Here is a 26,407-nt window from a genome sequence, read left to right on the forward strand (position 1 = left end):
GCCTGCGACGCCGGGCCTTACACTGCGGCGCATGCCCTTGCTGCGGCGCGCATTGCGCCTCGCCCTCACGCCGCTGATCGCACTCGTTCTGCTGTTCGAGGAATGGGGCTGGGAGCCGCTGGCGGCCCTGTTGGCAAGGCTCGCCCGCTTGCCGTTCCTGGCGTGGGTGGAGCGTCACGTTGCGGCTCTTCCTCCGTGGGCCGCTTTGGCGGTCTTCGCGACACCGGCGCTGGCGCTGCTGCCGGTCAAGCTGTTGGCGCTGTTCCTGCTCGGCAAGGGCCACGCCCTGCTGGGTCTCGGCGTCTTGCTCGCAGCCAAGATCCTGGGAACCGCAGTGCTGGCGCGCCTCTTCACGTTGACGCAGCCGGCGTTGATGCGGCTGCCCTGGTTTGCCCGCTGGTACCCGCGCTGGAAAACCTGGAAGGACGGCGTCATTGCCCAGGTTCGGGCTTCGGCCCTATGGCGCGCAGTGGCAGGCAGGAAAGCCCAGGTGCGTGGCTGGTGGCGGGCTTTTCGGCACAGCCGCTAGTCGAACAAGCCTGGCTCGGGGCCAAGCTGGGCCTTCTCGATCTGCAGCATGCGCAATTTAGTGGCCACACCGCCTTCTGCCGAGAAGCCGCCCGCGCCACTATGGGCAGCCAGCACACGATGGCAGGGGATCACCGGCGCAAATGGATTGCGGCCCAAAGCCTGCCCCACCGCCCGCGCCGCCCCCGGTTCACCCAGTTGCTGCGCCACCTCGCCGTAGGTCATCGTGCGGCCCGGCGGAATGGCACGGGTGATCTCATAGACACGCTGGTGGAACGGCGGAATGTTTTCCATATCCAGCGGAATGTCGGCCAGGTCGTCGGGCTGCCCGGCAAGGAGCGCCTGGATTCGAACCATGGCCGCCTGCACCCAGCCGGGCGCAGCGGTTTCAGGCAGGAGCGGGAAGCGCCGGCGCATGCGCGCCCGGCAGGCGGCTTCGTCCCCTTCGGGCAATTGCACGCCCAGCAGGGCATGCACGTTCCAGGCAATGCCGCAGGCGCCGAGGGCTGTCCCGAACAGGCAGAAACCGGAATCCGGCCCCATATGCAAGCCTGGCCGCGGTCAGGCGCCTTCGGCCTTGCGCAGCACGTAGCCGATGCGCGGGAAGTGCACATGGACGGTGCCCACGCGAGGATCCTCGCGCTGCAGCGAGTAGTGGGTGCGGGTGGCCGCGATCAGCACACCTTGGGTGGGCTCCGGACCGAATGTCTCAGCGGTGATGGACACAGCGCTGCCCAGCGGGATGCCATGGTCGTCCTGGAACGCGCTGTCGATCAGCAGGTTCTGGCCCGCAGGCATGGGCTCCGCAGCCTTTGCCACCGTGATCGCATCGGCGGAGCCGAACTTGTCCATGGCCCCGTGGCCGATGGCTGCCATGCGATCCATCCATTCGCCCACAGCGGGCGTCGCATTCAGGATGTCGGCCATCAAAGGGACCTGCGCGCGTGTGTACCAGAGCCCGTGATAAGCGGCGAAGTCGGCGACGCAGGGGTCGGTTCCGAACAGGTAGTCGTGTTCTTCGGCCATGTGGGCAATGCGCCGCAGGTAGGAGCGGTAGGCTGACGTCGCGTCGCCTGGGCGTAGCCGCACCATGTTGCTGCTCATCGCCTTGCGGTCCTCGCCGAATGCCTTGGCCGCTTCCGGTGGCGCTTTGGCGAAGACGTGGGCCGCTCCCTTGGGCTGCAGGTTATACGCCATGGCCGCCCAGAAGAGGGTGGTGTCTGCCCACTGGGCGAACACGCGCGCGACGCCCTTGAGATGCGGCGGATAGAGCGGGGGCTCGGCCTGGACATGCTCCAGCACGTCGCAGATGAGGGCGCTGTCGCAGTAAATGTCGGCGCCGACCTGCAGGAAAGGCGTCTTGCGGTAGCCGCCGGTGAGCGCCAGCACATCCGGCTTGGGCATGATGGCCGGGATGATCACCGATTTCCAGGCCAGCTTCTTGTAGCCCAGGGCCAGGCGGATCTTCTCGGAGAACGGCGAACTGGGGTAGTGGTGCAGGATCAGGTCGGGCATCGTTCTTCCTTTTGTTGTTCAGCGCGGCATGGCTCGCGTGATGATGGTATCGAAATCGGTGCCCGCGCCCAACGTGCCGAAAGCCTGGCCCCAGTTGCCCGCGAGCCGGGAATCGCAGAAGGCCGCGAACACCGCGCTGGGAGCGGCCTGGTACAGCAAGGCGGCCTGCACGGCCAGCGCGACGTCCTGTGCGAGGCGGCGCGCCTCGAGCTCGCTGGCCATTTCTTCCACCCGTGCCGGCAGTGCGGCGACCAGGCGGTCCAGTGCCGGATGAGCGCCTTTCGCCGGCGCCAGCTCATGGGCCAGTGCGGCAGCCACGTCGGCCTTGCGCAGCGCGCGCAAGAGGTCCAGCGCCATGATGTTGCCGGCGCCTTCCCAGATCGAATTGAGCGGCATCTCGCGATAGATGCGGGCCATGATGCCTTCCCCGCCCTCCTCCACGTAGCCGTTGCCGCCCAGGCATTCCATCGCCTCCTGCGCGAAATGCGAGCCGCGCTTGCAGATCCAGAACTTGGCGATCGGCGTGAGCAGGCGCGCCATCACCGATTCGTGCGCATCGCCGGCACGGTCAAAAGCGCGCGCCAGGCGTATCGCGAGCATCGTCGCAGCCTCGGACTCCAGGGCCAGGTCCGCCAGCACATTGCGCATCAAGGGCTGATCGATCAGCCGCTTGCCGAAAGCCTGGCGCTGGGCCGTGTGGTTCAGGGCAATGGACAGGGCCTGGCGCATCAAGCCGCTGGTACCCAGCGCGCAGTCCAGGCGAGTCATGGTGCCCATCTCGAGGATCTGGGGAATGCCCCGCCCTTCGTCTCCCACCAGCCAGGCCTGCGCTTGATGGAACTCGACCTCGGAGCTGGCATTGGCCTTGTTGCCCAGCTTGTCCTTCAACCGCTGGATGCGGATGGCATTGAGCGAGCCGTCCGGCAACACCCGTGGCAGGAAGAAGCAGGTCAGCCCCGCGGGCGCCTGGGCCAGGATCAGGAAGCCGTCGCACATGGGTGCAGAGAAGAACCATTTGTGTCCGGTGACCAGAAAGCGCTGGCCCCAGCCGTCCTGTCCGTCAGCCGCTGCCTGCGTGGTGTTGGCACGAACGTCGGATCCGCCCTGCTTCTCCGTCATGCCCATGCCCATGGTCAAGCCGGCTTTGTCGCGCCAGAGCTTCAGCGCCGGGTCGTAGCTGCGGTTGGCGAGTTTGGGTCCCCAGTCGGCATAGATCGCCGCATTGCCGCGCAGTGCAGGGGTGACCGCGTAGGTCATGGAGATCGGGCACAGGACCGACGGCTCGAGCTCGGTGAAGAGCATGAAGGCGGCGGCGCGCGCGACGTGCGGGGACGGACCTTTGCGCGCCCAGGGTGTTCCATGCAGTCCCGCCCCGGTGGCCGCTGCCATCAGTGCGTGATAGCTGGGGTGAAATTCGACCTGGTCCACGCGCCGACCGAACCGGTCGTGGCTGTGCAGTTGCGGCGGGTGTGTGTTGGCGAGCCGCGCGTGTGTCTGCATTTCCGAACTGCCGAGGCTGGCGCCGAGCGCGGCCAGTTCAGCGGTATCCAGGTCCGGTGCGTTCAGCTTCAACGCGGCGCGCAGGCCCTGGTTGCCTTCGAACAGGTTGTAGTCCGCCAGCGGCTCCGGCTGGTTGACGACCTCGTGCGTAACGTCCATGCGGGCCCTCCATACGGAATTCAGGTCAGTTTGACCAGCTGCTTGCCGAAGTTCTTGCCCTTGAGCAGGCCCAGGAAGGCCTCGGGCGCCGATGCGATGCCCTGGGCGACGGATTCGCGGGGCTTCAGCTTGCCGGTGGCGACCAAGGTGCCCAACTCCTTCAGTGCCTCGGGCCACACTTCCATGTGTTCGCTAACGATGAAACCCTGCAGCTTGATGCGATTGGTGAGCAGCAGTTGGGGGTAGGTCATCGGCACCGGCTGGCCATCGTAGCCCGCGATCATTCCGCACAAGGCGATGCGGCCGAAGGCATTCATGCGCATCATCACGGCGTCCAGCACCATTCCGCCTACGTTCTCGAAGTAGCCGTCTACGCCATCCGGACAGGCTTCCTTGAGCGCCTTGGACAGCGACGCGGCGTCCTTGTGCTCCTTGTAGTCGATGCAGGCATCGAAGCCGAGTTCGTCCGTGACGTACTTGCATTTGTCGGCGCCGCCCGCAATCCCCACGGCACGGCAACCGCGCGCTTTTGCCAACGCGCCGAATGCGCTTCCCACTGCGCCGGCGGCAGCGCTGACCACCATGGTCTGGCCCGCCTTGGGCTCGATGATCTTGACGAGGCCATACCACGCCGTGACGCCGGGCATGCCGACCGCGCCCAGGTAGTGCGAGAGCGGGACATGCGTGGTGTCCACCTTGCGCAGCGCGCCGGGTTGATCCACGTTAACGACGCTGTATTCCTGCCAGCCGCCCATGCCCACCACCTTGTCGCCGACCTGGTACTTGGGCGAGCGGCTCTCCACCACCTCGCCGGCCGTGCCGCCGCCCATGACCTCGCCCAGCGGCTGGGGCACGGCGTAGCTCTTGGCGTCGTTCATGCGCCCGCGCATGTACGGGTCCAGGCTCAGAAAATGGTGGCGAACCAGGACCTGGCCGTCCTGAAGGGGCGGCGTTTCGCCGGTGACCAGCTTGAAGTTGGTCGCGGCGGCTTCGCCCTGCGGGCGGCTGTCCAGGTGGATCTGCTTGTTCTGTGGCATGACGGGTTCCTAATCGGTGGAAATGACATTGAGCGCGTTCGCGCTTTTCGCCCCGGCGGGCAGGCGCTTGACATACTTGAAGGTGCCGGTGGCGTGCGCACAGGCGCGGCCTTCGCTGTCGTAGATGGTGGCTTCGGTGAAAGCCATGCTCGCGGTGCGATGCATCAGGTGGCCCTTGCCGCTGAGCTTGCCGCGCGCCGGCTGCATGAAGCTGGTCTTCATTTCGATGGTGACCACGCCCATCTCCTTGTCGACGCTGCGCGCGGCCACGGCCATCGCCACGTCCAGCAAGGTCATGCAGGCGCCGCCGTGGGTCACCGCGAACGAGTTCAGATGCTCGGGCTGGGTTTCAAAGTGAATCTCAGAGTGACCGCCCTCGAACAGGATGAGTTCGAAGCCCAGGTGATGGACAAAGGGAATGTCTACGCCGAATTTCATGTGCTTCTCGGCTCAACCGCCGGTAATGACGCTCACGCCGCCGTCGACCGCCAGCCATTGGCCGGTGATGTGCTTGCCGGCGTCGGACGCGAACAGCAGCGTGATCCCCTTGAGGTCCTCGTCGTCGCCCAGGCGCTTGAGAGGCGCGTGCGCAGCCAGTTTGTCCTCGCCCAGGCGGTCGAGCGTGGACTGCGTCATCTTGCTCGGAAAGAATCCCGGGCAGATCGCGTTGACCGTGATGTTGTACTTGCCCCATTCGCAGCCCAGGGCCTCGGTGAAGCTGATCACGGCGCCCTTGGAGGTGTTGTAGGCCAGCATGGTCATCTCGGGCGGGTTGCCGCCCAGGCCGGCGATGGAAGCGATGTTGACGATGCGCCCGGACTTTTTCGGGATCATGCTGCGCTTGGCGATGTGCTGCGACAAGATGAAATAGCCGCGCACGTTCAGGTTCATCAACTTGTCCCAGGCTTCGACCGGGTGGTCTTCGGCGGGAGCACCCCAGGCAGCGCCCGCGTTGTTGACCAGGATGTCCACGTCGCCCATACGGGTCAAGGTTTCTTCGGCGAGCCGGCGGATTTCTTCTTCCTTGGCGCAGTCCGCGGCGATCCAGCGGGCGTCGATGCCCGCGGCCTGCAGCTCGGCCGTGGCTTCTTCCAGGTCGCCGGCCTTGCGCGAAGTCAGCATGATTCGCGCGCCGGCCTCGCCCAGTGCGTGGGCCATCTGCAGGCCCAGCCCACGGGAGCCACCGGTGACGAGTGCGGTCTTGCCCTTGAGGTCGAACAGTTGCGAAACGGTGCGTGTCATTCGTCTTTCCTTGTAGATTGTGCTTTGCCCATTGTGCGATTGCCGCCGGGCTTTGTGTGTCCCAACAGCGATATGCCCCTGTGCCTCAAGCGGCTTGGTCGAGCCGCGAGCGAACCCAGATCAACACGACGCCCACTGCCGCAACGCAGCCGCCCAGCACGATGAGCGACCAGGCGGTGGCGGGCGCGCGCGACAAAGTCGCCAAGCCCAGGACCAAGGTAAACAGGCCGCCGTAGATCAGGATCCAGATAAGGCGCTCGATCCGCGCCAAGGTCTTTGCCGAGGCCATCAAAAAGCCTCCTCGGGCATTTGCGCGCAGGTCGGATCGCGGTTGGCGACGACGCCCAGCCAGGCGCCGATCTTGGGCAATTCGTAGTGATAGAAGTAGCGCGTGGCGGCCAGGCGGCCGACGTGAGGCGGCTGGCGGTTCTCGGGCGGGATCGCCAGCGCCACGTCCAGCCAGATCCAGGCCAGCACCATGTGGCCGAAGGCCTGCATATAGGGCACTGCGTTGGCCAGGGCCTCGCCCGGATCGCCGGTAGCCCAGGCCGCCTTGGTCGCCGCGCCTACCTGTTGCAAGGCTTTACCCAACGCGCTGGCGTGCGCGGCAAGTTCGGGCCGCTGGATGGCGCGTTCTATGGTGGCGTTGACACGTCCGGCGAGCAGCTGCAGCCCCCGGCCGCCTTCCATCAGCACCTTACGGCCCAGCAGATCCGCCGCCTGGATGCCGTGTGTGCCCTCGTGGATCATGTTCAGGCGGTTGTCGCGCCAGTACTGCTCCACCGGAAAATCGCGGGTGTAGCCGTAGCCGCCATGGATCTGGATCGCCAGCGAGTTGGCCTCCAGGCACCACTCGCTCGGCCAGCTCTTGGCGATCGGCGTCAGTACTTCCAGCAGCAGGCGGGCCTCGTCGGCGGTCTTGGGTTCGGCGGTGTGTTGCTCATCCACCAGCCGCGCGCAGTAGAGCTCCAGCGCCAGTGCGCCTTCGCAATAGGACTTCTGCGCCAGGAGCATTCGCTTCACGTCGGCATGTTCGATGATGCGCACCTGCGGCTGGGCCGGGTCCTTGCCGGCGGGGCCCACCGGTCGGCCCTGCGGGCGGTTCTTCGCGTAGTCGAGGGACGCGTAGTAACCGGCCATGCCGAGCATCACGGCCGCCGTGCCGACGCCGATCCGCGCTTCATTCATCATGTGGAACATGCAGCGCAGGCCCTCGTGGGGACGACCCACGAGATAACCCACCGCCCCTGCTTCACCTTCGATGGGGAACTTGCCTTCACCGAAGTTGAGCAGCGTATTGGTCGTGCCGCGCCAGCCCAGCTTGTGATTCAGGCCGGCCAGCGCCACGTCGTTGCGGTGGCCAGTGAGCTCGCCCTGGGCGTTCACCAGTTTCTTGGGCACGATGAAGAGCGAGATGCCCTTGGTGCCAGGAATCAGCTTGCCGTCCGGTCCGGGGATCTTCGCGAGCACCAGGTGAATGATGTTCTCGGTGAGCTCGTGCTCGCCTGCCGAGATCCACATCTTGTTGCCCCTGATGCGGTAGCGCGCACCAAGCGGATCGCTTTCGAAGTCTTGGCCATCGGGCACCGCGCGGGTCACGACATCAGACAGCGACGAACCAGCTTGCGGCTCGGACAGGCACATGGTGCCCGACCAGCGGCCCGAGAATTCGTTGAGCGCAAACACCTTCTTCTGCATCTCGGTGCCGTGCACCATCAGCAGATTGGCATTGCCAACCGTGAGCAGGCCCGAGCCCATGCTGACCGAGGCCAGCGCAAAGAAGGAATTGGCGGCAGCCTCGATCGTGTACGGCAGTTGCATGCCGCCGATTTCATAGTCCTGCGCCGCGCTGAGCATTCCCGACTCGGCATAGGCCTTGTGGGCGTCGTGCGTGACCTGCGGCAGGATCACCTTCTCGCCGTCGAAGCGCGGCTCTTCGATGTCCAGCGTGCGGTTGTGCGGCGCGTATTTCTCGCGCGCGATCCGCTCGCAGGTGTCGAACACGGCATCGAAGGTTTCGCGCGAATGATCGGCGAAACGCTTTCGAGCCGTCAGCTCCTGCGCCTTGAGCCAGTCGTACAGCAGGAAATCAAGTGTTGGACGAAGGCTCATGGTGGAGGTTGTGATTACAAGACTTCGAAGATGCCGGCAGCGCCCATGCCGCCGCCGATGCACATGGTCACGCCCACGCGCTTGGCGCCGCGGCGCTTGCCTTCGATGAGGGCATGGCCGGTCAGGCGCTGGCCTGACACGCCGTAGGGATGGCCCAGGGCGATGGCGCCGCCATTGACGTTCAGGCGGTCGTTGGAGATGCCCAGCTTGTCGCGGCAGTAGATCACCTGCACGGCGAAGGCTTCGTTCAGTTCCCACAGGTCGATGTCGTTGACGGTCAGGCCCAGCTTCTTCAGGACCTTGGGCACGGCGAAGACCGGACCGATGCCCATTTCGTCGGGCTCGCAACCCGCTACCGCGAAGCCCAGGAAACGGCCCAGGGGCTTGAGGTTGTGCTTGCTGGCGTACTCCTCGCTCACCACCACGCAGGCGCCGGCGCCGTCGGAGAACTGGCTGGCATTGCCGGCGGCAATGACGCCACCGGGCAGCGCGGGCTTGATGCCGCTGATGCTTTCCTTGGTCGTGCCTTCGCGGGTGCCTTCGTCCTTACTGACGGTGACTTCCTTGGTGCGCAGGCCCATCACCGGGTCGGCCACGCCGGCCTTGACGGTGATCGGTGCGATCTCGGCGTCGAAGCGGCCTTCCGCTTGTGCTGCGCAGGCCTTCTGCTGGCTGGCCGCGCCGTATTCGTCCATCACGTCGCGGCCGATGTTGTAGCGCTTGGCGACTTGCTCGGCCGTTTGCAGCATCGACCAGTAGATTTCGGGCTTGATCTTGTTCAGCTCGGGGTCGACCATCATGTGGGTGTTCATTTCCTGCTGCACGCAGGAGATGCTCTCCACGCCGCCGGCCACGTACACATCGCCTTCGCCGGCGATCACGCGCTGGGCTGCCAGGGCGATGGTCTGCAGCCCGGAGGAGCAGAAACGGTTCACGGTGACGCCGGAGACGGTGACAGGCATGCCGGCCATGATGGCGATCTGGCGGGCGATGTTGGCGCCCGTGGCGCCTTCGGGGTTGGCACAGCCCATGATCACGTCTTCCACGGCAGCAGCGTCGATGCCGGCGCGCTGGATCGCGTGCCTGACGGCATGGCCGCCCAGGGTGGCGCCATGGGTCATGTTGAAAGAACCCTTCCAGCTCTTGGCCAGGGGCGTGCGGGCGGTGGAAACGATAACTGCTTTGGACATGGCATGGGCCTTTCTAGGGACAATCTACGGAGATGTGGAAGTCGTTGCCGGAGCCGCTGCGGTGTTGCGCAGCAGCTGGTGATAAAAGCGCACCAGTTCGGCGAGGTTACTGGTGGCGATGCGCTCGTTGGTGCCGTGGAAGCGCGCCAGGTCCTCGGGCTTGGCGCGCACCGGGGAGAAGCGGTAGATGTGGTCGCTGACGCCGGTGAAATGGCGCGAATCGGTCGCGGCGACCATCAGGCCCGGGGCCACGATGACGTCGGGAAACAGCGAGCGCATGGTGCGGTTGATCAGCTGGTAGGAGCTCGATTGCGTGGGTGAAACCGGAGAAGCTTCGGACGCCCCCGGCAGTGCGATCAACTCGAACCGTTCGCTGCCTGCCTTGTTCTTCACGTGTTCCGTCACGCTGGCGATGGTGTCGCCCGGCAGCATGCGGAAGTTCACCGTGGCCTCGGCCATGCCGGGGATCACGTTCTCCGCATTGCCGGCCTTCACTACCGTCAGGGCCGTGGTGGTCCGCAGCATCGCATTCGTGCTGGCGCCCTTTTCCAGCTGCGCCTGCACCAGCGGGCCGAATAGCCACAGATTCGACAGCGCCACGCGGCCGAAGCCCGACATCTCGGGCGCCGCGGTCTCGAACATTTCGCGGGCCACGCCTCGGATGCCGGCGGGCAGTTGCTCGTCGTCGAGTCGGCGCAGGGCCGCGCTCATCATGCCGATGGCGCTGGTTCCCTTGGGAGGTGGCATGGATGAATGGCCCGGTGTGGCCGGAATCTTCAGCACCACCGACAAGAAACCCTTCTCTGCGATGCCGATCAGCGCGGCCGGCTTGGCCAGGCCCGGCATGATGCCGTCGGTAATGAGCAAGCCCTCGTCGAGCACGAAGTCGAGCTTGATGTTGCGGTCCTGCAGCAGCTTGGCGATCTGCACCGCACCGCGCTGGCCGCTCACCTCTTCATCGTGGCCATAGGCAAGCATGATGGTCTGGCGCGGCTTGAAGCCGCTGGCCAGCAACATCTCGATGGCTTCCATCTGGGCGATCAGGTTGCCCTTGTCGTCCCAGGAACCGCGGCCCCAGACGTAGCCGCCTTTCACCTCGCCCGAGAACGGCCGGACTTCCCATTTGTCCTCGGTACCCGGTGAGATCGGCACCACGTCCTGGTGCGCCATCAGCAGAACCGGCTTGGCCTTTTCGTCACTGCCGGGCCAGGTGTAGAGCAGGCTGTAGCCGCCCACCACTTCGCGCTTGAGGGCTCCGTGGACCTTCGGGTAGCGCTGCTGCAGGTACTCATGCAGCTTGCGGAATTCGGCGGCGTTGGCGTCGGCATCGTCGCGGCTGGCGATGGTCTGGAAGCGGATCGCGCCCGACAAGCGTTCGGCCACGCCCTGCTCGTCCACCGCCAGCGGGGGCGCCGGCGGTACTTCGAGCTGGCGTGAGCCGTGACGAAGCGTATTGACGGCCACAGCTGCCGCGAGCAGCAGCACGATTGCGAGAACGACGAGTAAAGAGCGCTTGATCATCTGATGTCTGGATCCCGGCCTTCGCCGGGATGACGTCCGGCGGCTCCGCGTTCGCGGAGCCTTCCAGACGTCAATTGAAGGTCTTGCCTTCGGCCGCCAGGCGGGCCAGCAGCGGTGCCGGCTCCCAGAACTTGGCATCGTCGCGCGGGTTCTTCTGGAAGCGCTTCATGGCCTGGACCACGTTGAACAGGCCGACCTGGTCCGCGTAGAGCATGGGGCCGCCGCGATGGATCGGGAAGCCGTAGCCCGTGAGGTAAACCATGTCGATGTCGCTCGGGCGGGAGGCAATGCCCTCTTCCACGATGTGCGCGCCTTCGTTGACCAGGGCGAACACCAGACGCTGGACGATCTCTTCGTCGGAAATCTTGCGCGGCGTGATGCCCAGTTCCTTGCGGTGGTTCTCGATCATCTTGTTGACCAGATCCGACGGGATGGCGTCACGCTTGCCGGCCTGGTAGTCGTACCAGCCTGCGCCGGTCTTCTGGCCGAAGCGGCCCAGCTCGCACAGCTTGTCGGCGGTGCGGCTGTACAGCATGTTCGGCTTTTCTTCAGCACGGCGCTTGCGGATCGCCCAGCCGATGTCGTTGCCGGCCAGGTCACCCATGCGGAACGGGCCCATCGCGAAGCCGAATTTCTCGATCGCGCGATCCACCTGCTGCGGCGTGGCACCCTCGTCCAGCAGGAAGCCGGCCTGGCGGCTGTACTGCTCGATCATGCGGTTGCCGATGAAGCCATCGCACACGCCGGAAACCACCGAGGTCTTCTTGATCTTCTTGCCGACGGCCATGACGGTGGCCATCACGTCCTTGCCGGTCTTGGCGCCGCGCACCACTTCCAGCAGCTTCATCACGTTGGCCGGACTGAAGAAGTGCAGGCCCACGACGTCTTGCGGGCGCTTGGTGAAGGAGGCGATCTTGTTCACGTCCAGCGTGGAGGTGTTGGATGCCAGGATCGCGCCGGGCTTCATCACTTCGTCGAGCTTCTCGAACACCTTCTGCTTGACGCCCATTTCCTCGAACACGGCCTCGATCACGAGGTCGGCGTCCTTGAGGTCGGCATAGTCGAGCGTGGTGGACAGCAGGCTCATGCGCTGGTCGTACTTGTCCTGCTTGAGTTTGCCCCTCTTGACCTGCGACTCGTAGTTCTTCTTGATGGTAGCTATGCCGCGGTCCAGCGCGTCCTGCTTCATCTCGAGGATCTTGACGGGAATGCCGGCGTTCAGGAAGTTCATGGCGATGCCGCCACCCATGGTGCCCGCGCCGATCACCGCCACGGACTTGATCTCGCGCTTGGGCGTATCTTCCGGCACGTCGGGAATCTTCGATGCGGCGCGCTCGGCCATGAAGATGTGGCGCAGGGCCCGGCTCTCGGGCGTGAACATCAGGTTGGTGAAGATCTCGCGCTCGAAGGCCATGCCTTCGTCGAACTTCTTCTTGGTGGAAGCTTCCACGGCATCTACGCACTTGACGGGGGCCGGGAAATTCTTGGCCATGCCCTTGACCATGTTGCGCGCGAACTGGAAGTACGCGTCGCCCAGCGGATGCTTGGAAGGCAGGTTGCGAACCAGCGGCAGCGGACGCGCGTCGGCCACCGAGCGGGCAAAGGCCAGCGCCTCTTCGGCCAGAGCCTCGGGCGAGGAAGCCATCTTGTCGAACAGCTTCTGGCCGGGTTGCTGGGCCAGAAGTTCGCTCTTGACGGGCTCGCCGCTCACGATCATGTTCAAGGCGGTCTCGACGCCCAGTACGCGCGGCAGGCGCTGCGTGCCGCCGGCGCCGGGAATCAGGCCCAGCTTCACTTCGGGCAAGGCCACCTGCGTGCCCGGTGCGGCGATGCGGTAGTGGCATCCGAGCGCCAGCTCCAGGCCGCCACCCATGCAGACGGAATGGATCGCGGCGATCACCGGCTTGGACGAAGCTTCGAGCGCCAGGATGACGGACAGCAGGTTGGGTTCGGCGACCGCCTTGGGCGAACCGAATTCCTTGATGTCGGCGCCGCCCGAGAACGCTTTGCCGGCGCCCGTGATGACGATGGCTTTGACGGACGAATCCGCGTTGGCCTTTTCCAGGCCGGTGGTCAACCCGACGCGGGTTGCGTGACCCAGCCCGTTGACGGGCGGGTTGTTCATCGTAATCACTGCCACGTCGCCGTGGACCTTGTAATCAGCGGTCATGCTGGAGGCTCCTGGAAGAAAAAGAACGGTCGTTCGTTTTTGATTGTAGGGGGAATATGCTGCGGTGCAATGGGCTTTGTCTCGGTAGCGACAAGGGTTGCGCCGTCCGCCACTGTGGATCCCGGATCGAGTCCGGGATGACAGCCTTTCAGACTTCGAGCCATTCCTTGCGAATATAGGCGTCTGCGCGCAGGCTGTCTGGCGTTCCTTGAAACACGATGCTGCCATGGCCCATGACCAGCGCGCGATCGGAGATTGCCATGGCGATCGTGAGCTTCTGCTCGATGAGCAGGACCGAGATGCCGCGTTCCTTGAGCTTTTGCAGGTACTGGCCGACCAGCTCGACAATCTTCGGCGCCAGCCCTTCGGTCGGCTCGTCGATGATGATCAGGTCAGGGTCGCCCATCAGCGTGCGGCAGAGGGTCAGCATCTGCTGCTCACCGCCCGAGAGCACGCCGGCTTCGGTGTGCTGGCGCTCCTTGAGCCGGGGAAACATCTGGTACATGTCGTCGAACGACCAGCGCCCCGAGCTGTTCGCTCTCTTCTGGCCGAGCATGAGGTTCTGGTGCACCGTCAGCTTGGGGAAGATGTCGCGGTTCTCGGGCACATAGCCAATGCCCAGGTGAGCGATCTCGTAGGGCTTTCTGCCCAGGGTGTGCTGGCCTTTCCAGTCGACGGTGCCGGTGCAATCCACCATGCCCATGATGGCTTTGGCAGTGGTGGAGCGGCCGGAGCCGTTTCGTCCGAGCAGGGCGACGATCTCGCCCTCGCCCACCTCGAATTGGACGCCGTGCAGCACGTGGCTCTTGCCGTAGTAGGCGTGAAGGTTTTCGATCTTGAGCATGCTAGCGTCCCACCTGTGCGTCGGCCACGTGTGATCCCAGATAGGCTTCCTGCACGCGCTGGTTGGCGCGCACGGCTTCGGGCTTGTCGAAGGCGATCACCTCGCCGTACACCACCACCGCGATCTTGTCGGCCAGGCCGAACACGACGCCCATGTCGTGCTCGACGGTCAACAGCGTCTTGCCCACGGTCACTTCCTTGATCAGCTCGATGAAGCGCCGGGTTTCGCTCTTGCTCATGCCGGCCGTGGGTTCGTCCAACAGGATCACGTTGGCGCCGCCCGCAATGGTGATGCCGATCTCCAGCGCGCGCTGTTCGGCGTACGTCAGGTTGATCGCCAGCACGTCGCGCTTGCGATGCAGCTTGATCATGTCGAGCAACTGCTCCGCGCGCTCGTTGGCATCGTCCAGATCCGCCAGGAACTTCAAGAACGTGTATTTGTAGCCCAGGCTCCAGAGCACGCCGCAGCGCAGGTTCTCGAACACGCTCAGCTTGGGGAAGATGTTGGTGATCTGGAAGCTGCGCGACAGGCCCATCCGATTGATCTCATAGGGCTTCTTGCCGTCGATGCGGTGGCCATTGAGCAGCACTTCACCACTGGTGGGGGCAAAGCGGCCGCTGATCAGGTTGAACAGCGTCGATTTGCCCGCCCCGTTGGGCCCGATCACGGCGATGCGCTCACCCGGATTCACGGCCAGGCTGGCGCCGCGGATGATCTCGGTCTTGCCGAAACTTTTGCGCAGCTCTTTCAGCTCCAGCGCATAGGACGGCGCGCCGGCGGTCTTCGCCGCGGGCACATCGGTTCTCGTTGCGAACGTACTGTCGGCCGTTGCGATACTTTCCGGCACTGCGCTCATAGCGACTCCCTCCGCTTCATTTCCTTCTCGATGAACTCCTGGATGTCGCCCCATTGCCGCACGAAATGGCGGCGTGTCAGCTCGAACAATCCCAAGCCGGTGATCATGACGAAGGCGCAGCCGAACCAGCTGTTGACGCCGTGGGCATTGAGGTTCACGCCCAGGAATTTCAGCTCGGGGCCGAGTGCCGCATTGAGCTTTAGGTGATACACCATCTCGATCATTCCGGCCGCCCCCAGCAGCACGATCAGCGCCGTCACGGCCAGCGCCAGGTAACTCACCCACAGTTCCTTGAGCCTGCCGAAGGCGGCCACGCGCAGGTTCATCATGATCAGGCTGGCAATGCCGCCGGGCGCGTACATCACCATGAAGAGGAACACGAGGCCCAGGTACAACAGCCAGGCCTTGGTCAGTTCGGACAGCAGCACGAAGGCCAGCACCATCAGGATCGCGCCGATGATGGGTCCGAAGAAGAAGGTCGCGCCGCCGAGGAAGGTGAACAGCAGGTAGGCGCCCGAGCGCGGGCCGCTCACGACCTCGGATGTGACGATCTCAAAGTTCAGCGCTGCCAGACCTCCTGAGATACCGGCAAAGAAGGCCGCAATGATGAAGGCGATGTAGCGCACCTTCTGGGTGTCGTAACCCACGAACTCGACCCGCTCCGGGTTGTCGCGCACTGCATTGAGCATGCGGCCCAGCGGAGTGCGCGTGAAGGCGTACATCAGCCCGGTGCAGATGAAGGTGTACACGGCAATCAGGTAGTACAGCTGGATCTGCGGGCCGAACGTGATGCCGAACGGCTTGGGCCCGGTCACGCGATTGCCCGAGATGCCGCCCTCCCCGCCGAAGAACTCGGGGAACATCAGCGACATGGCCCACACCAGCTCGCCGATGCCCAGCGTGATCATGGCGAAGGGCGTCGCCGCCTTCTTGGTGGTCACCCAGCCGAGCAAGACCGCGAAAGCAACGCCGGCCAGGCCGCCGACGATGGGGATCAGGCTCACCGGCAGCGGCAGGCCCTTGCCGACCATGTTGAGGGTGTGGATCGCCAGGAACGAACCCAGGCCCGAATAAACGGCGTGCCCGAAGCTGAGCATGCCGCCCTGCCCCAGCAGCATGTTGTAGGAGAGGCAGACGATGATGGCAACACCCATCTGGGTGAGCATCGTCTGCGAAAGGCTGCTGGTGAACACCAGCGGCGCCACGAGCAGGATCAAGGCGAACAGGCCCCAGACGACCCACCGGCCGATATTGAACGGCCTGAACTGGTAATACCCGGCGTGCGGTATGGCCGGAATGGCTGATGGCAGGCCGGTGGGCATGGACGCAGGCGATAGCGGCGAGGCGGCCTCCCTGACGGCCGGCGTGGACTGGGTGTCGGTCAAGGTACTCATGGTTTCAGCCCTCCCGCGTGCCGAGCAGGCCCTTGGGCCGGAAAATCAGGATCAACACCAGGAACAGGTAAGGCAGGATGGGCGCGATCTGGCTGATCTTGAGCTTCCACAGCGCGTAGCCGAAGGTCTTGTCCGTGACGTCCAGGCCCACTGACGACGCTGCGCCCATGAGCGAGCTATCGACGCCGACGGCGAAGGTCTGGATGATGCCAATCAGGAGCGAGGCGACGAACGCGCCCGAAAGCGATCCCATTCCACCGACGACCACGACGACGAAGATCACGGAGCCCACCGTCGCCGCCATGCCGGGCTCCGTGACGAAGGCGTTGCCCCCGATCACGCCGGCCAGGCCGGCCAGCGCGGCGCCGCCGCCGAAGACCAGCATGAACACGCGCGGCACGTTGTGCCCGAGGGCCTCCACGGTTTCCGGGTGGGTGAGCGCAGCCTGGATTACCAGGCCGATGCGTGTGCGCGTGAGCAGCAACCAGATCGCGATGAGCATCAGCACCGCCACCAGCATCATGAAGCCGCGGTAAGCCGGGAACTGGGTGCCGTACAGCGTGAACAGCGGGCCTTCCAGGCCGACGGGAACGCGGTAATCCGCAGAACTCGTGCCCCAGACCAGCTGAACCATCTCGAGGATGATGAAGGACAGGCCAAAGGTGATGAGGAGCTCGGGAACGTGGCCAAACTTGTGCACACGGCGCAGGCAGTACTTCTCGAAGCCCGCTCCAAGCAGCGCCACCAGCAGCGGGGCGACGAACAGCGCGGGCCAGTAACCCACCAGCTGCGTGGTCGTGTATGCGAAATACGCGCCCAGCATGTAGAAGCTGGCGTGAGCGAAATTGAGCACGCCCATCATGCTGAAGATCAGCGTGAGGCCGGAACTCAGCATGAACAGCAGCAACCCGTAGCTGATGCCGTTCAGGAGCGAGATGGTGAAGAACTCCATGGCTTACCCGTTCAATTCAGGAAAAAAGCGGAAAGAAAAACGCCGGGCTGCCTTGACGCGTCACCCGGCGTTGATCGAGGCCCGCGCTCAGGAAGCGCTGGCGGGCCGCTTCATCTGGCAGCTGGTGGGGGTGCTGGACACATACGGATCCATCTGCTTGATGGGCACGAAGGTGTAGCCGGTGTTTTCCACGCTGTACGGATATTTCTTGTCGGCCTTCTGCCACTTGGTGATGAACATGCTCTGCTGCAGCTGATGGTCGGAGGCGCGCATCGTCACGTCACCGGCGAAGCTCTTGAACTGCATGTTTTCCATCGCCCTGGCCACGGCCACCGGGCTGGTGGACTTGGCCTTGGTCATGGCGGAAGACAGCAGCTGGATGCCGTTGTAGGTGGCGAAGGTGTAGTAGTCGTCGTTGAACTTCTTCTTGAAGTCGGCGGCGATCTGGCCCAACTCGCCGGTGTGGTTGGCATGGGCGTAGGCCACGACATACACCTCGCTGTCGCCGCCGGCAGCCAGCGCCGTGGGCGTTCCGGTCACGCCGGCGTAATACGTGTACATCGGGATCTTCAGGCCGGAATCGTTCAGCGCCTTCACCAGCAGCGTGAGGTCGGCGCCCCAGTTGCCGGTGACAATGGTGTCGGCACCGGACTGCTTGATCTTGGCGACGTAGGGCGAGAAGTCCTTGACCTGGCCGATGGGGTGCAGGTCTTCACCGACCACCTTCACGTCGGGGCGCTTGCGCGCGATCGCGTCCTTGAAGTACTTGGCGACCTGCTGGCCGTGCGAGTAGTTCTGGTTGAGCAGGTAGACCTTGCTCACCTTCGGCTGCTCCTTCATGAAGGAGGTCAGCGCTTCCATCTTCATGCTCGTATCGGCATCCAGGCGGAAATGCCAGAAATCGCATTTCTCGTTGGTGAGGGCCGGATCCACGGCAGCGTAATTCAGGTACAGCACTTCCTTGCCGGGGTTGCGCTCGTTGTGCTTGGCAACCGCGTCCAGGATGGCGGTGGCGGCGCCCGAGCCATTGCCCTGGGTCACGTAGCGGAAGCCCTGGTCGATGGCGGCCTTGAGGGTATTGAGGCTTTCCTGCGGAGAGCCTTTGTTGTCGAAGCCCACGACTTCGAACTTCACGCCCGCCGGGTTCTTGCCCGAATAGCGCTCGGCGATGAACTGCCAGCTCTTGAGCTGGTTCTGGCCGACATTGGCGAACGGGCCGGACAGCGGGTCCATGAACGCTATGCGGACGGTTTCGCCCTTTTGCGCAAGGGCCACGCCGGACACGGCGATCAGGGCGGAAACAGCAACTGTCTTGATGGCAAATTTCATGGACATCTCCTTGTGGATCAACAGCGCGCAGGGTACAAGTTATTGTGCAGCGCAACGCTCAGGGATTGCCCCTAAGGCAGGGGCATTTCTATCGCGGATGTGACAGGGCAAATGGGTCCCGCAATCAGCTCATGTGGTGGGCAGCTTGTAGTCCTTGAGCATTTCGCGCAGCCGGGTCTTGAGCATCTTGCCGGTGGCCCCCAGCGGGATCGCATCGACGAACACCACGTCATCCGGTATCTGCCATTTCGCGGTCTTGCCCTCGTAGAACTTGAGCAGCTCTTCGCGCGACACGTCGGCCCCGGGTTTCTTGACCACCGCGACGATGGGCCGCTCGTCCCATTTCGGATGCTTCATGCCGATGCACGCAGCCATGGCGACTGCCGGATGCGCCACGGCGATGTTCTCCACTTCGATCGAGCTGATCCATTCCCCGCCGGACTTGATCACGTCCTTGCTGCGGTCGGTGATCTGCATGTAGCCATCGGGGTCGATGCTGGCCACGTCGCCGGTCGGGAACCAGCCGTCGACCAGCGGGTCGCCGCCTTCGCCCTTGAAGTATTCGCGAACGATCCAGGGCCCCTTCACGTACAGGTCGCCAGGGGTCCTGCCGTCCCAGGGCAGCTCGCCGCCGTCCTCGCCGACTATCTTCATGTCGACACCGCAGATCGCGCGGCCCTGCTTGAGGCGGATCTTCATCTGCTCCTCGGCGGGCATGGCGAGGTGCTTGTTCTTCAGCGTGCACAAGGTGCCCAGCGGGCTCATCTCCGTCATGCCCCAGGCGTGCAGCACCTCCACGCCATATTCCTCGCGGAAGGCGTTGATCATGGCCGGCGGACAGGCCGAGCCGCCGATCACCGTGCGCTTGAGCGTGGAGAAGCGCAGCTGGTTGGGCTTCATATGGCCGAGCAGCATCTGCCAGACCGTGGGCACGCCGGCCGCATAGTTCACTTTCTCGGCCTCGATCAGCTCATACACCGACTTGCCGTCCAGCGCCGGTCCGGGGAACACCAGCTTGGCGCCCACCAGCGCCGCCGAATACGGGATGCCCCAGGCGTTGACGTGGAACATCGGCACGACTGGCAGAACCGAGTCGCGCGCCGACAGGCACATGACGTCGGGCAAGGCCGCGGCGTAAGCGTGCAGGATGGTGGAGCGATGGCTGTAAAGCGCCGCCTTGGGGTTGCCGGTCGTGCCGCTGGTGTAGCACATGCTCGAGGCCGAGTTCTCGTCGAAGCTCGGCCACTCGTACGTGGTGGGCTGTCCGCCGACCCAGGATTCATAGCTCACCAGGTTGGGGATGCCGCTGTCCGTGGGCAGCTTGTCCGCATCGCACAGCGCGACGTATTGCCGGATGGTGGGGCAGCGGGCATGCACGGCCTGCACCAGCGGCAGGAAGCTCATGTCGAAACACAGCACCTGGTCCTCGGCGTGGTTGGCGATCCAGGCGATCTGGTCCGGGTGCAGCCGCGGATTGATGGTGTGCAGCACGCGGCCCGAACTGCTCACGCCGAAGTAGATTTCCAGGTGGCGATAGCCGTTCCAGGCCAGGGTGGCGACGCGGTCGGAGAACAGCAGGTTCATCCCGTCCAGCGCATTGGCCACCTGCCGTGCCCGGGCGGCCACGCCTCGCCAGTTGTAGCGGTGGATGTCCCCCTCCACGCGGCGCGACACGATTTCGGCGTCGCCGTGATGGCGCTCGGCGAAGTCGATCAGGGAAGAAATCAACAGCGGTTGGCTTTGCATCAAACCCAGCATGGGCACTCCTTGGAAAGCATGTCTCGGTAGCTCCTTATCGTAGTGGCTTGCGCCGCCCGGCAACAGAGGGTTGCTGCGGGCGGGGAAGTTTCGGCGAACGCGGGCGCGCGCGCAACAACTGTCGCCTGGCGGACACGCATAACACTTGCGCCGCCGCTTTGGATGCATTGCAATGCGGTATGCCCGTCGCCATCAGCAGCTCATCCGCCTGGGTTCGAGCCGTCATACAGTTGTTCGCCTCGCAGGGCGTCGACCCGGCTTGGCTCTTCGAAGAGGCCGGCCTCGACATGAGCCGGCTCAAAAAGCGGCACGAACGCTTTGGCACCGCCGACATCAACCGGCTATGGGAGCTGGCCATCGCCCGGTCCGGCCAGCCCTCCCTTGGACTGGACAGCGAGCTCGCCCGCCGCTTCATCAACTTCGACATCCCGGCCGAGGCCATGTGGCCCAGTCCCAGCCTGCTGGCAGGCCTGGAAAGCCTTTCGCGCTACCTGCTTCTCATCGGCGACTCGGCGAGTTTCACCCTGCAAGCCGAGCGCACCGACTGCTGGCTGCTCCTCGCGCATGGAGGCAACGGCGCCAGCCCACGCCAGCGCGTCGAGTTCGGCATGCTGGCGCTACTGCTGCTTTGCCAGCGCGCCACCCGCCGGCAGCTGCGCCCGCTGTCCGTCGAGTTCGTCTTTCCCGAGCCCGCCGACCTGCACCCCTATCGTATGGCGTTCCAATGCCCGCTGCGGTTCGGCCAGCCCGCCAACAGGATGCGGCTGGGCCGCGAGGACCTGGCGCTTCCCATTGCGAATGCCAGCGAATCGCTGTTCGCCGTGCACGAGCGGCTGATCGAGGACCGGGTCGCGCGCCTGGGCAAGGCTCGTACCAGCTATCGCGCGAGCGAGGAGATCATCCGGCGGCTGCACCTGGGTGAGCCGCGCCGCCAGGATGTGGCGCGCCACCTGGACCTGTCCGATGCTGCCCTCGAGCAGCGCCTGCGCGCCGAGGGAAGTTCATTCGAGGAACTGCTGGACGGCGTGCGCCGGGAACTGGCCGAGCACTACCTGTCCCAAGGCACCCATACCCTGGGTCACATCGCCGGCCTGCTGGGCTGGACCACGCCATCCCCCTTCAATGCCGCGTGCAAGCGCTGGTTCGGGTTCGCGCCGACGCAGTATCGCCAGCGGCAAGCCGCCGCCGACCAAGTGACTCCCTGACCCGGCCGCGGCGGCGGCACAATACCGCCATGTTCCACGACATCAGCCGGCCATCCACACGATTCCTGCAGATGCAATCCTGGTTCGCGCAGCTGCCTGCACCCATGCAGGAGCGCCTGGTGCAGCGCGTCTTCACCCGGCGCGGGAGCAAGGGCGGCGTTCTGCTCAGGGCGGGTGACGAGGTCGATGGCTGGTACGCGGTGCTGTCGGGGCTGGTGAAGTTGCAGAGCCAGTCGGCCCAGGGCCGCCTTTCCGTTTTCCTGGGGGTGCCGGGCGGCGAATGGTTCGGCGAAGGGTCGGCCATGAAGACGGAGCCACGCCGCTACGACGTGATTGCGCTGCGCGATTCCGAGCTGCTGTGCCTGCCGCGGGCGGAGTTCGACGAGTTGCGGGCCACCAGCCTGGAGTTCAACCAGGCGCTCGTGTCGCAGATGAACATGCGCCTGGCCCAGGCCATGTCCATCATCGAGGCGGGCCGCATCCGTTCACCCGAGCAGCGCGTGGCGCTCTACTTGAGCCGGCTGTTCTGGCATGGCATGCGCAAGCTCAATCTTTCGCAGGAAGAGCTGGGCAACCTGGTCGGCCTGTCGCGCCAGACGGTCAACCGGGTCCTCAAGCTGCTCGAGCAGGAAAAGCTGGTTTCGCTCGAGTTCGGGCGCGTTGGCATCCTGGATGAGGACGGGCTGGTCGCGTTCGTCAGCCGGCAGGAGGCCCAGCCCGAAGCCCATTGAAGAACAGCGAAACGGCCGTACCCTGGCCGACAGTGGACGCTATCTCGATGGACCCGCCCATCGTCTGCACCACACGCTGGCAAAACATCAGGCCCATGCCATTGCCGCCCGATTGCGCTCGAGTCGTGATCGGCTCGCGCGTGAGCTTCGCCAGTACCTCGGAAGGAATGCCCGGTCCGTTGTCGGTAAAGCGGATCCACGGCCGCGCGCCTTCCGCCCCGGCGCCCTGCCCGACCTCGACCCGCAAACTGGGTTGGGTGGTGCCGCGCAGGGCAATGAGTGCATTCTTGGTCAGCGTGCACAGCACGAGGTAGAGCAGGTCGCGGCGGCCGGGCAAGCGGAAGTCTTCCTCCACGCTGCTAGTCACCCACGACCGTTCATTCTCTTCGAAGGGAAACTCGTCGAGCAAGGCCGCGACCAGGCTCGCCGCGCTGACCGTCTGTGCCGCGGCGCCGGGATAGGCGTCCCGGGCGGATTGCACGAACGTCGACACCAGTGACTGGCAATAAAGCGCCCTGCGCTCCGCGCGTTCCAGCGCAGCCAGCAGTTCCCCGGGATGGTGTTCGGTGAACTGGGCCACGCCCGCCCGCGCATCGGGGGCGGCGGGCTCATAGCGCGTCGCCACCAGGTGGACGCACCCCCGTACCGTGGCCAGCGGTGTATTGAGCTCGTGCGCCAGAAAACCCAGCGTCTCGCGCAGGGCCGCGACCCTGCCTTCATTCAGCGCGCGTTCGAACGCCTGTGCCCGGTGCAGGGCGGCGGCCTCGCGCAATGCTTCGCGGGTCACGGCCTCGTCCAGTGGTTTCTCCAGGATGCGCAGCACCTTACCCTGGTTCACCGCGGCTATCGCTACATCCTTCTCGGCATAGGCCGTCGCCAGCAGCCGCACCAGGTGCCGGAAATCCCGCTGCACCGCCCGCAGCAATTTCATCCCGTCGCGCTCGGGCATGCGGTAGTCGGTGACCAGCACGGCGAACTCGGGCCCGCGCTCACCCAGCACCTCCAGCGCCTCGCCGACACCGGCAGCGGTCACGACGGAAAACTCATCGCCAAATGTCCGTGCGAACCATTTCCGCGAGGTCGCTTCGTCGTCGACGAAGAGGATGGCGCCGGCTTCGCTGGCAGAAACTGGAGGCAACATGACTGGAGGGGCTTTCAATCTGTAGGCTGCATTCGGGCATACGCCCTCAGCGCCGATTGGGTCTGGGTGGTGGCTGCGCTGATCTGTTCCAGCCAGCCGGATTGCGCGGGCCAGCTTCGCGCCTCGACCATAGGCACGTAGGCCGCGCGCACCAGCCGGTACAAAGCCGACGCACCGGCCTCACCGCTCATGCCCAAAAGCGAATGGAGGGCATCGAGGCTCTGGGCCAGGTCCTCGGCAGCCACCCCGCGCTGCAACCGCTCGACCAGCCGCGCTATTTCCGGCACATAGTCATCGAGCAGTTCGTCCAGCATGCCGATGCGCCTGTAGCTTTCCAGCCGGTCGACATCGAGCAGCCTGCCCTCATGCGCCGGCGCCGAGCCTTGCGCCGCCAGCACCTTGGACGTGGGGAGTGCCACTCCGCTGAAAAAATTGCCCAGGGTTCGATAGAGCGCAGCCGCCTCCACCGGTTTGGTGATGAAGCCGTTCATGCCGGCCGCCTGCGCGGCCCCCACGGTACGCGCGTCTGAATGGGCCGTGAGGGCGACGATCGGAACGTTGCTGGAGGGCATCCCGCCGTACCGGATCGCCCGGGTGGTTTCAAGCCCGTCCATGCCTGGCATGTTGATATCCAGCAGGACGGCGTCCCACGGTCCCGGTGATTGCAGATGTTCGAGCGCGGCCCGGCCGTGGCTTACTTCGACGACCGTCGCTCCGGCATGCTTCAGGTAGGCCGCGACCGCCTTGCGATTGAAGGGGTTGTCGTCGGCAAGCAGCACGCGCCGCCCGGCCAGCACGCCGGCCGGCTGGGCTGTGGGGCGATCCAGGGCGCGGTGCAGCGCCTGCACCAGGGGCAGTTGGGCGCAGGGCTTGGCGATGAAGCCGTCCATGCCGGCCTTCTGGGTCTTGACGCTCGCCAAATGGGCCGGTTCGCTCGTGTAGGCCACGATGGCTACGTCGCGATTGGCGGGCACCTGGCCTTGCCGCACCTTGGCCGCGACCGCATAGCCGTCCAGAACCGGCATGTTCAGATCGAGCAGCACGAGGTCATAGCGCTGCCTCGCCAGCGCTTCCAGCGCGCGCTGGCCGTCGGCGGCCTGATCGATCTCGGCTTCGAGGGGTGCCAATTTGTGGCGCGTGGTCATGCGCTGGGCCGCATCGTCGTCGACGATGAGCAGGCGCTTGCCGGCGAAGGCCTCGCGGGCGCGCGTCATCACCGCAAAATGATGGGCCTGGCTTTCCTGTGCGCTTACTTGCGGGAAGCGCAAAGTGAACAGCGTGTATTGGCCCTGCACCGACTCGCATTCGATGTCCCCGCCAAATGCCCGCATGACCCGGCGGCAGTAGGCCAGGCCCAGGCCGGTGCCACCAGCCTTGCCGACCGAGCTGAACGGCTGGAACAGCTTGGCCAGCACTTCCGGCGCGATGCCCGGGCCCGTGTCGCGGACCTTCACCTTGTGATCGACGACGGTGATGGTGACTTTTGCAGACTCATCGAGCGCCAGGTAATAAAGCGCATTCTTGATGAGGTTGAACAGGACGAACAGGTAAGCGGTTTCATCGGCGCGGAACGTGAAATCCTCGATCACCTGCACGCTGACCCGGCGCCGTTCGGCGTCGCTTGCGAACGCGTATTCCTGGACGGCCTTGTCGGTCGCTTCGACGGCGGAGAGATAGGAAAACGCGCTGGTGTCGACGGGCTTGGCACTGACCTCGTCCAAGGTCATGGCGATCACCTGCAGGCCTCGCTTGACGGCCATTTCGCTCTCGGCGAGCTGCCGGTATAAGGTGTCGACCTGGAGCGCAGCCAATGTCTGGGCCCGCGCCGTAGTCGTCGGCGGCGGCAGGGCCTGCTGCATGCTCTCCAGGTTGTGCCTGATCTGGCTGAGCGGGTTTCGCATCTCGTGCGCGATGGAGCCGGCGAGGGCCTGCGTTGCGCGCAGCTTGCGCTCGGCATCGATCTGCTCGGTGGAAAATTTGAAGAGGTTCCCGCCGATGACGATCAGAGCGAACGCGGGCAACTGCGCCACCAGGTCCATGGGCAGCTTGGGATCGGGGCTGGTGGCGAGATAGAGCGCCACGGCCGCCGACGTTCCCACCCCGAGCATGACCAGCGTGTTACGCCAATCAGTCAGGAGCACGAGGAAGCACAGGATGATGAAGGCGTTCGAGATCGCAGGGATGCCCCCGCCGCGCTGCAGGCCGGTCAGGACGGTGAAGCAAGGCAGGGCATACAACAGCGCCGGGTACGAATAGGCGATGTAGTAGCGCCTGAACTTCTCCGGCCAATAGTCCTTGAGTGCCAGACCCAGGAGAAGTGCTATCGCAATCGTCCGAACCAGCAGGTCATCGAACGGCTGCGCGCCGGGCCTCGTGAATCGCAGGAAGTAAAAGAGTGAGTACGAGATCGCGCCGATGTACCCCGCGTACTTCAGCCGTGGCGGTCCGTAGGCGTGATAAGACTCGTAGTGCGCAAACAGCCTGCCCCACAGACCGCTCAGGCTGCTCATTGCGTTACTTCGTGGGGCGACGGCCCGCTCGCGCCGGGTTCGGCCAGAGCGTTCAAGACGGCTGCCACCGGCCCGTGGATCAGCGAAAAAGAGCCGGTGGAACCTTCCCAGGCGTTCTTGACGACGACGGAAAAGCCGAATCGCCGATACAGCCGGCCCAGCACCGGGTTGCATAACGCGAAGCCGTTCTTGATGTTCACGGCCTCAACGAGGTGCAGCAATGTCAGCTGCAGGCATTTTTTTACCGTCTCGTAGCCGTGCCTGTACTGCGGCCCGATCACCAGGCGGCCTATCTCCCAGCTGTTTTCATAGTAATGCCCGGGCAGCAACGACTGTCGCTCCAGCACGGCTTCGCACGGCGCGAGCCCCTGGTTCATAGGAATGATGCGGACGGTTCCGATAATCCTGCCCCGGCACTCGAACGCACCCACCACCCCCTGCTCGTCTCTTTTTTTTCGCGCACGGCAAAGCCTGGGTCCGACAGGACCGCGTCGGGGAGCTGGATGGCTTCGCGCAGGTGACTGATCTGGGCGATCTCGCGCGGTGTTCGCAATTGGCGAAAGACGAGTTCAGCGAACGGCACATCGACGTTGCCGGCTGGGGGCTCGACGCGCGGCGGGCGTGCCGCAGGCGGTATCGCGAAATTCGTGTCGGGCAGGACAAAGCCGCTGCGCGAATACGGTAAGGCCGAATGTGCATCCATATGAATCCTC

Annotated in this window: 24 protein-coding genes; 3 read left to right on the forward strand and 21 right to left on the reverse strand. The window is 64.7% G+C overall.

Translation table 11 applies throughout. The features are described 5' to 3' along the window. Positions 1-31: 31 nt before the first annotated feature. Complete coding sequence (locus tag HNE04_RS00985; RefSeq protein WP_172215926.1) at positions 32-529, forward strand: hypothetical protein; 498 nt, start codon at positions 32-34, stop codon at positions 527-529. Here HNE04_RS00985 and HNE04_RS00990 read toward each other — a convergent pair. The 17 genes from HNE04_RS00990 to HNE04_RS01070 form a co-directional block, all read right to left on the reverse strand. Continuing rightward, complete coding sequence (locus tag HNE04_RS00990) at positions 526-1,071, reverse strand: methylated-DNA--[protein]-cysteine S-methyltransferase (protein ID WP_172215928.1); 546 nt, start codon at positions 1,069-1,071, stop codon at positions 526-528. The two genes, HNE04_RS00985 and HNE04_RS00990, sit on opposite strands and share 4 nt — an antisense overlap. A gap of 18 nt (positions 1,072-1,089) precedes the next feature. After that, a complete protein-coding gene (locus HNE04_RS00995; protein ID WP_172215930.1) occupies positions 1,090-2,043 on the reverse strand; it encodes a glutathione S-transferase family protein in 954 nt (317 codons plus the stop codon). An 18-nt stretch (positions 2,044-2,061) separates the two neighbouring features. Then, positions 2,062-3,702 (reverse strand): isovaleryl-CoA dehydrogenase, encoded by a 1,641-nt coding sequence (locus tag HNE04_RS01000; RefSeq protein WP_172215932.1) that lies wholly within the window; start codon positions 3,700-3,702, stop codon positions 2,062-2,064. Positions 3,703-3,722: 20 nt separating this feature from the next. After that, positions 3,723-4,739 carry an NADP-dependent oxidoreductase gene (locus tag HNE04_RS01005; RefSeq protein WP_172215934.1) on the reverse strand — a complete coding sequence of 339 codons (1,017 nt, stop codon included), beginning with the start codon at positions 4,737-4,739 and terminating at the stop codon, positions 3,723-3,725. Positions 4,740-4,748: 9 nt separating this feature from the next. After that, positions 4,749-5,177, reverse strand: coding sequence for a PaaI family thioesterase (locus HNE04_RS01010; RefSeq protein WP_172215936.1), 429 nt, complete (start codon positions 5,175-5,177; stop codon positions 4,749-4,751). A 12-nt stretch (positions 5,178-5,189) separates the two neighbouring features. Next, on the reverse strand, positions 5,190-5,981 hold the full coding sequence (locus HNE04_RS01015) for an SDR family oxidoreductase (RefSeq protein WP_172215938.1): 792 nt from the start codon (positions 5,979-5,981) through the stop codon (positions 5,190-5,192). A gap of 85 nt (positions 5,982-6,066) precedes the next feature. Further along, the gene (locus tag HNE04_RS01020) at positions 6,067-6,270 is read right to left on the reverse strand and encodes a hypothetical protein (protein ID WP_172215940.1); all 204 of its coding nucleotides are present in this window, start codon (positions 6,268-6,270) and stop codon (positions 6,067-6,069) included. Continuing rightward, on the reverse strand, positions 6,270-8,093 hold the full coding sequence (locus tag HNE04_RS01025; protein WP_172215942.1) for an acyl-CoA dehydrogenase: 1,824 nt from the start codon (positions 8,091-8,093) through the stop codon (positions 6,270-6,272). Before HNE04_RS01025 ends, HNE04_RS01020 begins: the two co-directional genes overlap by 1 nt. A gap of 14 nt (positions 8,094-8,107) precedes the next feature. Continuing rightward, positions 8,108-9,283: an acetyl-CoA C-acyltransferase gene (locus HNE04_RS01030; RefSeq protein WP_172215944.1), complete on the reverse strand. Its 1,176-nt coding sequence runs from the start codon at positions 9,281-9,283 to the stop codon at positions 8,108-8,110. Between the two features lie 24 nt (positions 9,284-9,307). After that, entirely contained in the window at positions 9,308-10,879 is a 1,572-nt protein-coding gene (locus HNE04_RS01035; RefSeq protein WP_328700250.1) for a M20 family peptidase, read from the reverse strand. Then, complete coding sequence (locus HNE04_RS01040) at positions 10,875-12,974, reverse strand: 3-hydroxyacyl-CoA dehydrogenase NAD-binding domain-containing protein (RefSeq protein WP_172215948.1); 2,100 nt, start codon at positions 12,972-12,974, stop codon at positions 10,875-10,877. The genes HNE04_RS01035 and HNE04_RS01040 overlap by 5 nt, the downstream gene beginning before the upstream one ends. A gap of 148 nt (positions 12,975-13,122) precedes the next feature. Then, positions 13,123-13,818, reverse strand: a complete 696-nt coding sequence (locus HNE04_RS01045; protein WP_172215950.1) for an ABC transporter ATP-binding protein — start codon at positions 13,816-13,818, stop codon at positions 13,123-13,125. Position 13,819: 1 nt separating this feature from the next. Then, positions 13,820-14,674, reverse strand: a complete 855-nt coding sequence (locus tag HNE04_RS01050; RefSeq protein WP_172215952.1) for an ABC transporter ATP-binding protein — start codon at positions 14,672-14,674, stop codon at positions 13,820-13,822. Beyond that, positions 14,671-16,068, reverse strand: coding sequence for a branched-chain amino acid ABC transporter permease (locus tag HNE04_RS01055; protein ID WP_407926577.1), 1,398 nt, complete (start codon positions 16,066-16,068; stop codon positions 14,671-14,673). The genes HNE04_RS01050 and HNE04_RS01055 overlap by 4 nt, the downstream gene beginning before the upstream one ends. 4 nt (positions 16,069-16,072) lie before the next feature. After that, on the reverse strand, positions 16,073-17,020 hold the full coding sequence (locus HNE04_RS01060) for a branched-chain amino acid ABC transporter permease (protein WP_172215954.1): 948 nt from the start codon (positions 17,018-17,020) through the stop codon (positions 16,073-16,075). Positions 17,021-17,107: 87 nt separating this feature from the next. Then, the gene (locus HNE04_RS01065; RefSeq protein WP_172215956.1) at positions 17,108-18,349 is read right to left on the reverse strand and encodes a branched-chain amino acid ABC transporter substrate-binding protein; all 1,242 of its coding nucleotides are present in this window, start codon (positions 18,347-18,349) and stop codon (positions 17,108-17,110) included. Positions 18,350-18,478: 129 nt separating this feature from the next. After that, on the reverse strand, positions 18,479-20,107 hold the full coding sequence (locus HNE04_RS01070; protein WP_172215958.1) for a 3-(methylthio)propionyl-CoA ligase: 1,629 nt from the start codon (positions 20,105-20,107) through the stop codon (positions 18,479-18,481). A 179-nt stretch (positions 20,108-20,286) separates the two neighbouring features. Between HNE04_RS01070 and HNE04_RS01075 the strand changes: the two genes are divergently transcribed. Then, on the forward strand, positions 20,287-21,312 hold the full coding sequence (locus HNE04_RS01075) for an AraC family transcriptional regulator (RefSeq protein ID WP_235964697.1): 1,026 nt from the start codon (positions 20,287-20,289) through the stop codon (positions 21,310-21,312). Positions 21,313-21,341: 29 nt separating this feature from the next. Continuing rightward, entirely contained in the window at positions 21,342-22,043 is a 702-nt protein-coding gene (locus tag HNE04_RS01080; protein WP_172215960.1) for a Crp/Fnr family transcriptional regulator, read from the forward strand. Here HNE04_RS01080 and HNE04_RS01085 read toward each other — a convergent pair. Genes HNE04_RS01085 through HNE04_RS01100 form a run of 4 tightly spaced genes read right to left on the reverse strand, consistent with a single transcriptional unit; the run spans position 22,009 to position 26,397 of the window. Beyond that, the gene (locus tag HNE04_RS01085) at positions 22,009-23,184 is read right to left on the reverse strand and encodes a hybrid sensor histidine kinase/response regulator (RefSeq protein WP_172215962.1); all 1,176 of its coding nucleotides are present in this window, start codon (positions 23,182-23,184) and stop codon (positions 22,009-22,011) included. The genes HNE04_RS01080 and HNE04_RS01085 overlap by 35 nt on opposite strands. Positions 23,185-23,198: 14 nt before the next feature. Further along, on the reverse strand, positions 23,199-25,694 hold the full coding sequence (locus HNE04_RS01090) for a hybrid sensor histidine kinase/response regulator (RefSeq protein WP_172215964.1): 2,496 nt from the start codon (positions 25,692-25,694) through the stop codon (positions 23,199-23,201). Further along, complete coding sequence (locus tag HNE04_RS01095) at positions 25,691-26,128, reverse strand: N-acyl amino acid synthase FeeM domain-containing protein (RefSeq protein ID WP_407926578.1); 438 nt, start codon at positions 26,126-26,128, stop codon at positions 25,691-25,693. The genes HNE04_RS01090 and HNE04_RS01095 overlap by 4 nt, the downstream gene beginning before the upstream one ends. Further along, positions 26,068-26,397, reverse strand: coding sequence for a hypothetical protein (locus tag HNE04_RS01100; RefSeq protein ID WP_172215968.1), 330 nt, complete (start codon positions 26,395-26,397; stop codon positions 26,068-26,070). The genes HNE04_RS01095 and HNE04_RS01100 overlap by 61 nt, the downstream gene beginning before the upstream one ends. Between the last annotated feature and the right edge of the window lie 10 nt (positions 26,398-26,407).

The organism is Caenimonas soli (assembly GCF_013155545.1).
GTDB lineage: Bacteria > Pseudomonadota > Gammaproteobacteria > Burkholderiales > Burkholderiaceae_C > Ramlibacter > Ramlibacter soli.

Coding starts and splice junctions, on each gene's coding strand:
- HNE04_RS00985 (WP_172215926.1), top strand. CDS start 32: ATGCCCTTGCTGCGGCGCGCATTGCGCCTCGCCCTCACGCCGCTGATC.
- HNE04_RS00990 (WP_172215928.1), bottom strand. CDS start 1,071: ATGGGGCCGGATTCCGGTTTCTGCCTGTTCGGGACAGCCCTCGGCGCC.
- HNE04_RS00995 (WP_172215930.1), bottom strand. CDS start 2,043: ATGCCCGACCTGATCCTGCACCACTACCCCAGTTCGCCGTTCTCCGAG.
- HNE04_RS01000 (WP_172215932.1), bottom strand. CDS start 3,702: ATGGACGTTACGCACGAGGTCGTCAACCAGCCGGAGCCGCTGGCGGAC.
- HNE04_RS01005 (WP_172215934.1), bottom strand. CDS start 4,739: ATGCCACAGAACAAGCAGATCCACCTGGACAGCCGCCCGCAGGGCGAA.
- HNE04_RS01010 (WP_172215936.1), bottom strand. CDS start 5,177: ATGAAATTCGGCGTAGACATTCCCTTTGTCCATCACCTGGGCTTCGAA.
- HNE04_RS01015 (WP_172215938.1), bottom strand. CDS start 5,981: ATGACACGCACCGTTTCGCAACTGTTCGACCTCAAGGGCAAGACCGCA.
- HNE04_RS01020 (WP_172215940.1), bottom strand. CDS start 6,270: ATGGCCTCGGCAAAGACCTTGGCGCGGATCGAGCGCCTTATCTGGATC.
- HNE04_RS01025 (WP_172215942.1), bottom strand. CDS start 8,093: ATGAGCCTTCGTCCAACACTTGATTTCCTGCTGTACGACTGGCTCAAG.
- HNE04_RS01030 (WP_172215944.1), bottom strand. CDS start 9,283: ATGTCCAAAGCAGTTATCGTTTCCACCGCCCGCACGCCCCTGGCCAAG.
- HNE04_RS01040 (WP_172215948.1), bottom strand. CDS start 12,974: ATGACCGCTGATTACAAGGTCCACGGCGACGTGGCAGTGATTACGATG.
- HNE04_RS01045 (WP_172215950.1), bottom strand. CDS start 13,818: ATGCTCAAGATCGAAAACCTTCACGCCTACTACGGCAAGAGCCACGTG.
- HNE04_RS01050 (WP_172215952.1), bottom strand. CDS start 14,674: ATGAGCGCAGTGCCGGAAAGTATCGCAACGGCCGACAGTACGTTCGCA.
- HNE04_RS01055 (WP_407926577.1), bottom strand. CDS start 16,068: ATGAGTACCTTGACCGACACCCAGTCCACGCCGGCCGTCAGGGAGGCC.
- HNE04_RS01060 (WP_172215954.1), bottom strand. CDS start 17,020: ATGGAGTTCTTCACCATCTCGCTCCTGAACGGCATCAGCTACGGGTTG.
- HNE04_RS01065 (WP_172215956.1), bottom strand. CDS start 18,349: ATGAAATTTGCCATCAAGACAGTTGCTGTTTCCGCCCTGATCGCCGTG.
- HNE04_RS01070 (WP_172215958.1), bottom strand. CDS start 20,107: ATGCTGGGTTTGATGCAAAGCCAACCGCTGTTGATTTCTTCCCTGATC.
- HNE04_RS01075 (WP_235964697.1), top strand. CDS start 20,287: ATGCCCGTCGCCATCAGCAGCTCATCCGCCTGGGTTCGAGCCGTCATA.
- HNE04_RS01080 (WP_172215960.1), top strand. CDS start 21,342: ATGTTCCACGACATCAGCCGGCCATCCACACGATTCCTGCAGATGCAA.
- HNE04_RS01085 (WP_172215962.1), bottom strand. CDS start 23,184: ATGTTGCCTCCAGTTTCTGCCAGCGAAGCCGGCGCCATCCTCTTCGTC.
- HNE04_RS01090 (WP_172215964.1), bottom strand. CDS start 25,694: ATGAGCAGCCTGAGCGGTCTGTGGGGCAGGCTGTTTGCGCACTACGAG.
- HNE04_RS01100 (WP_172215968.1), bottom strand. CDS start 26,397: ATGGATGCACATTCGGCCTTACCGTATTCGCGCAGCGGCTTTGTCCTG.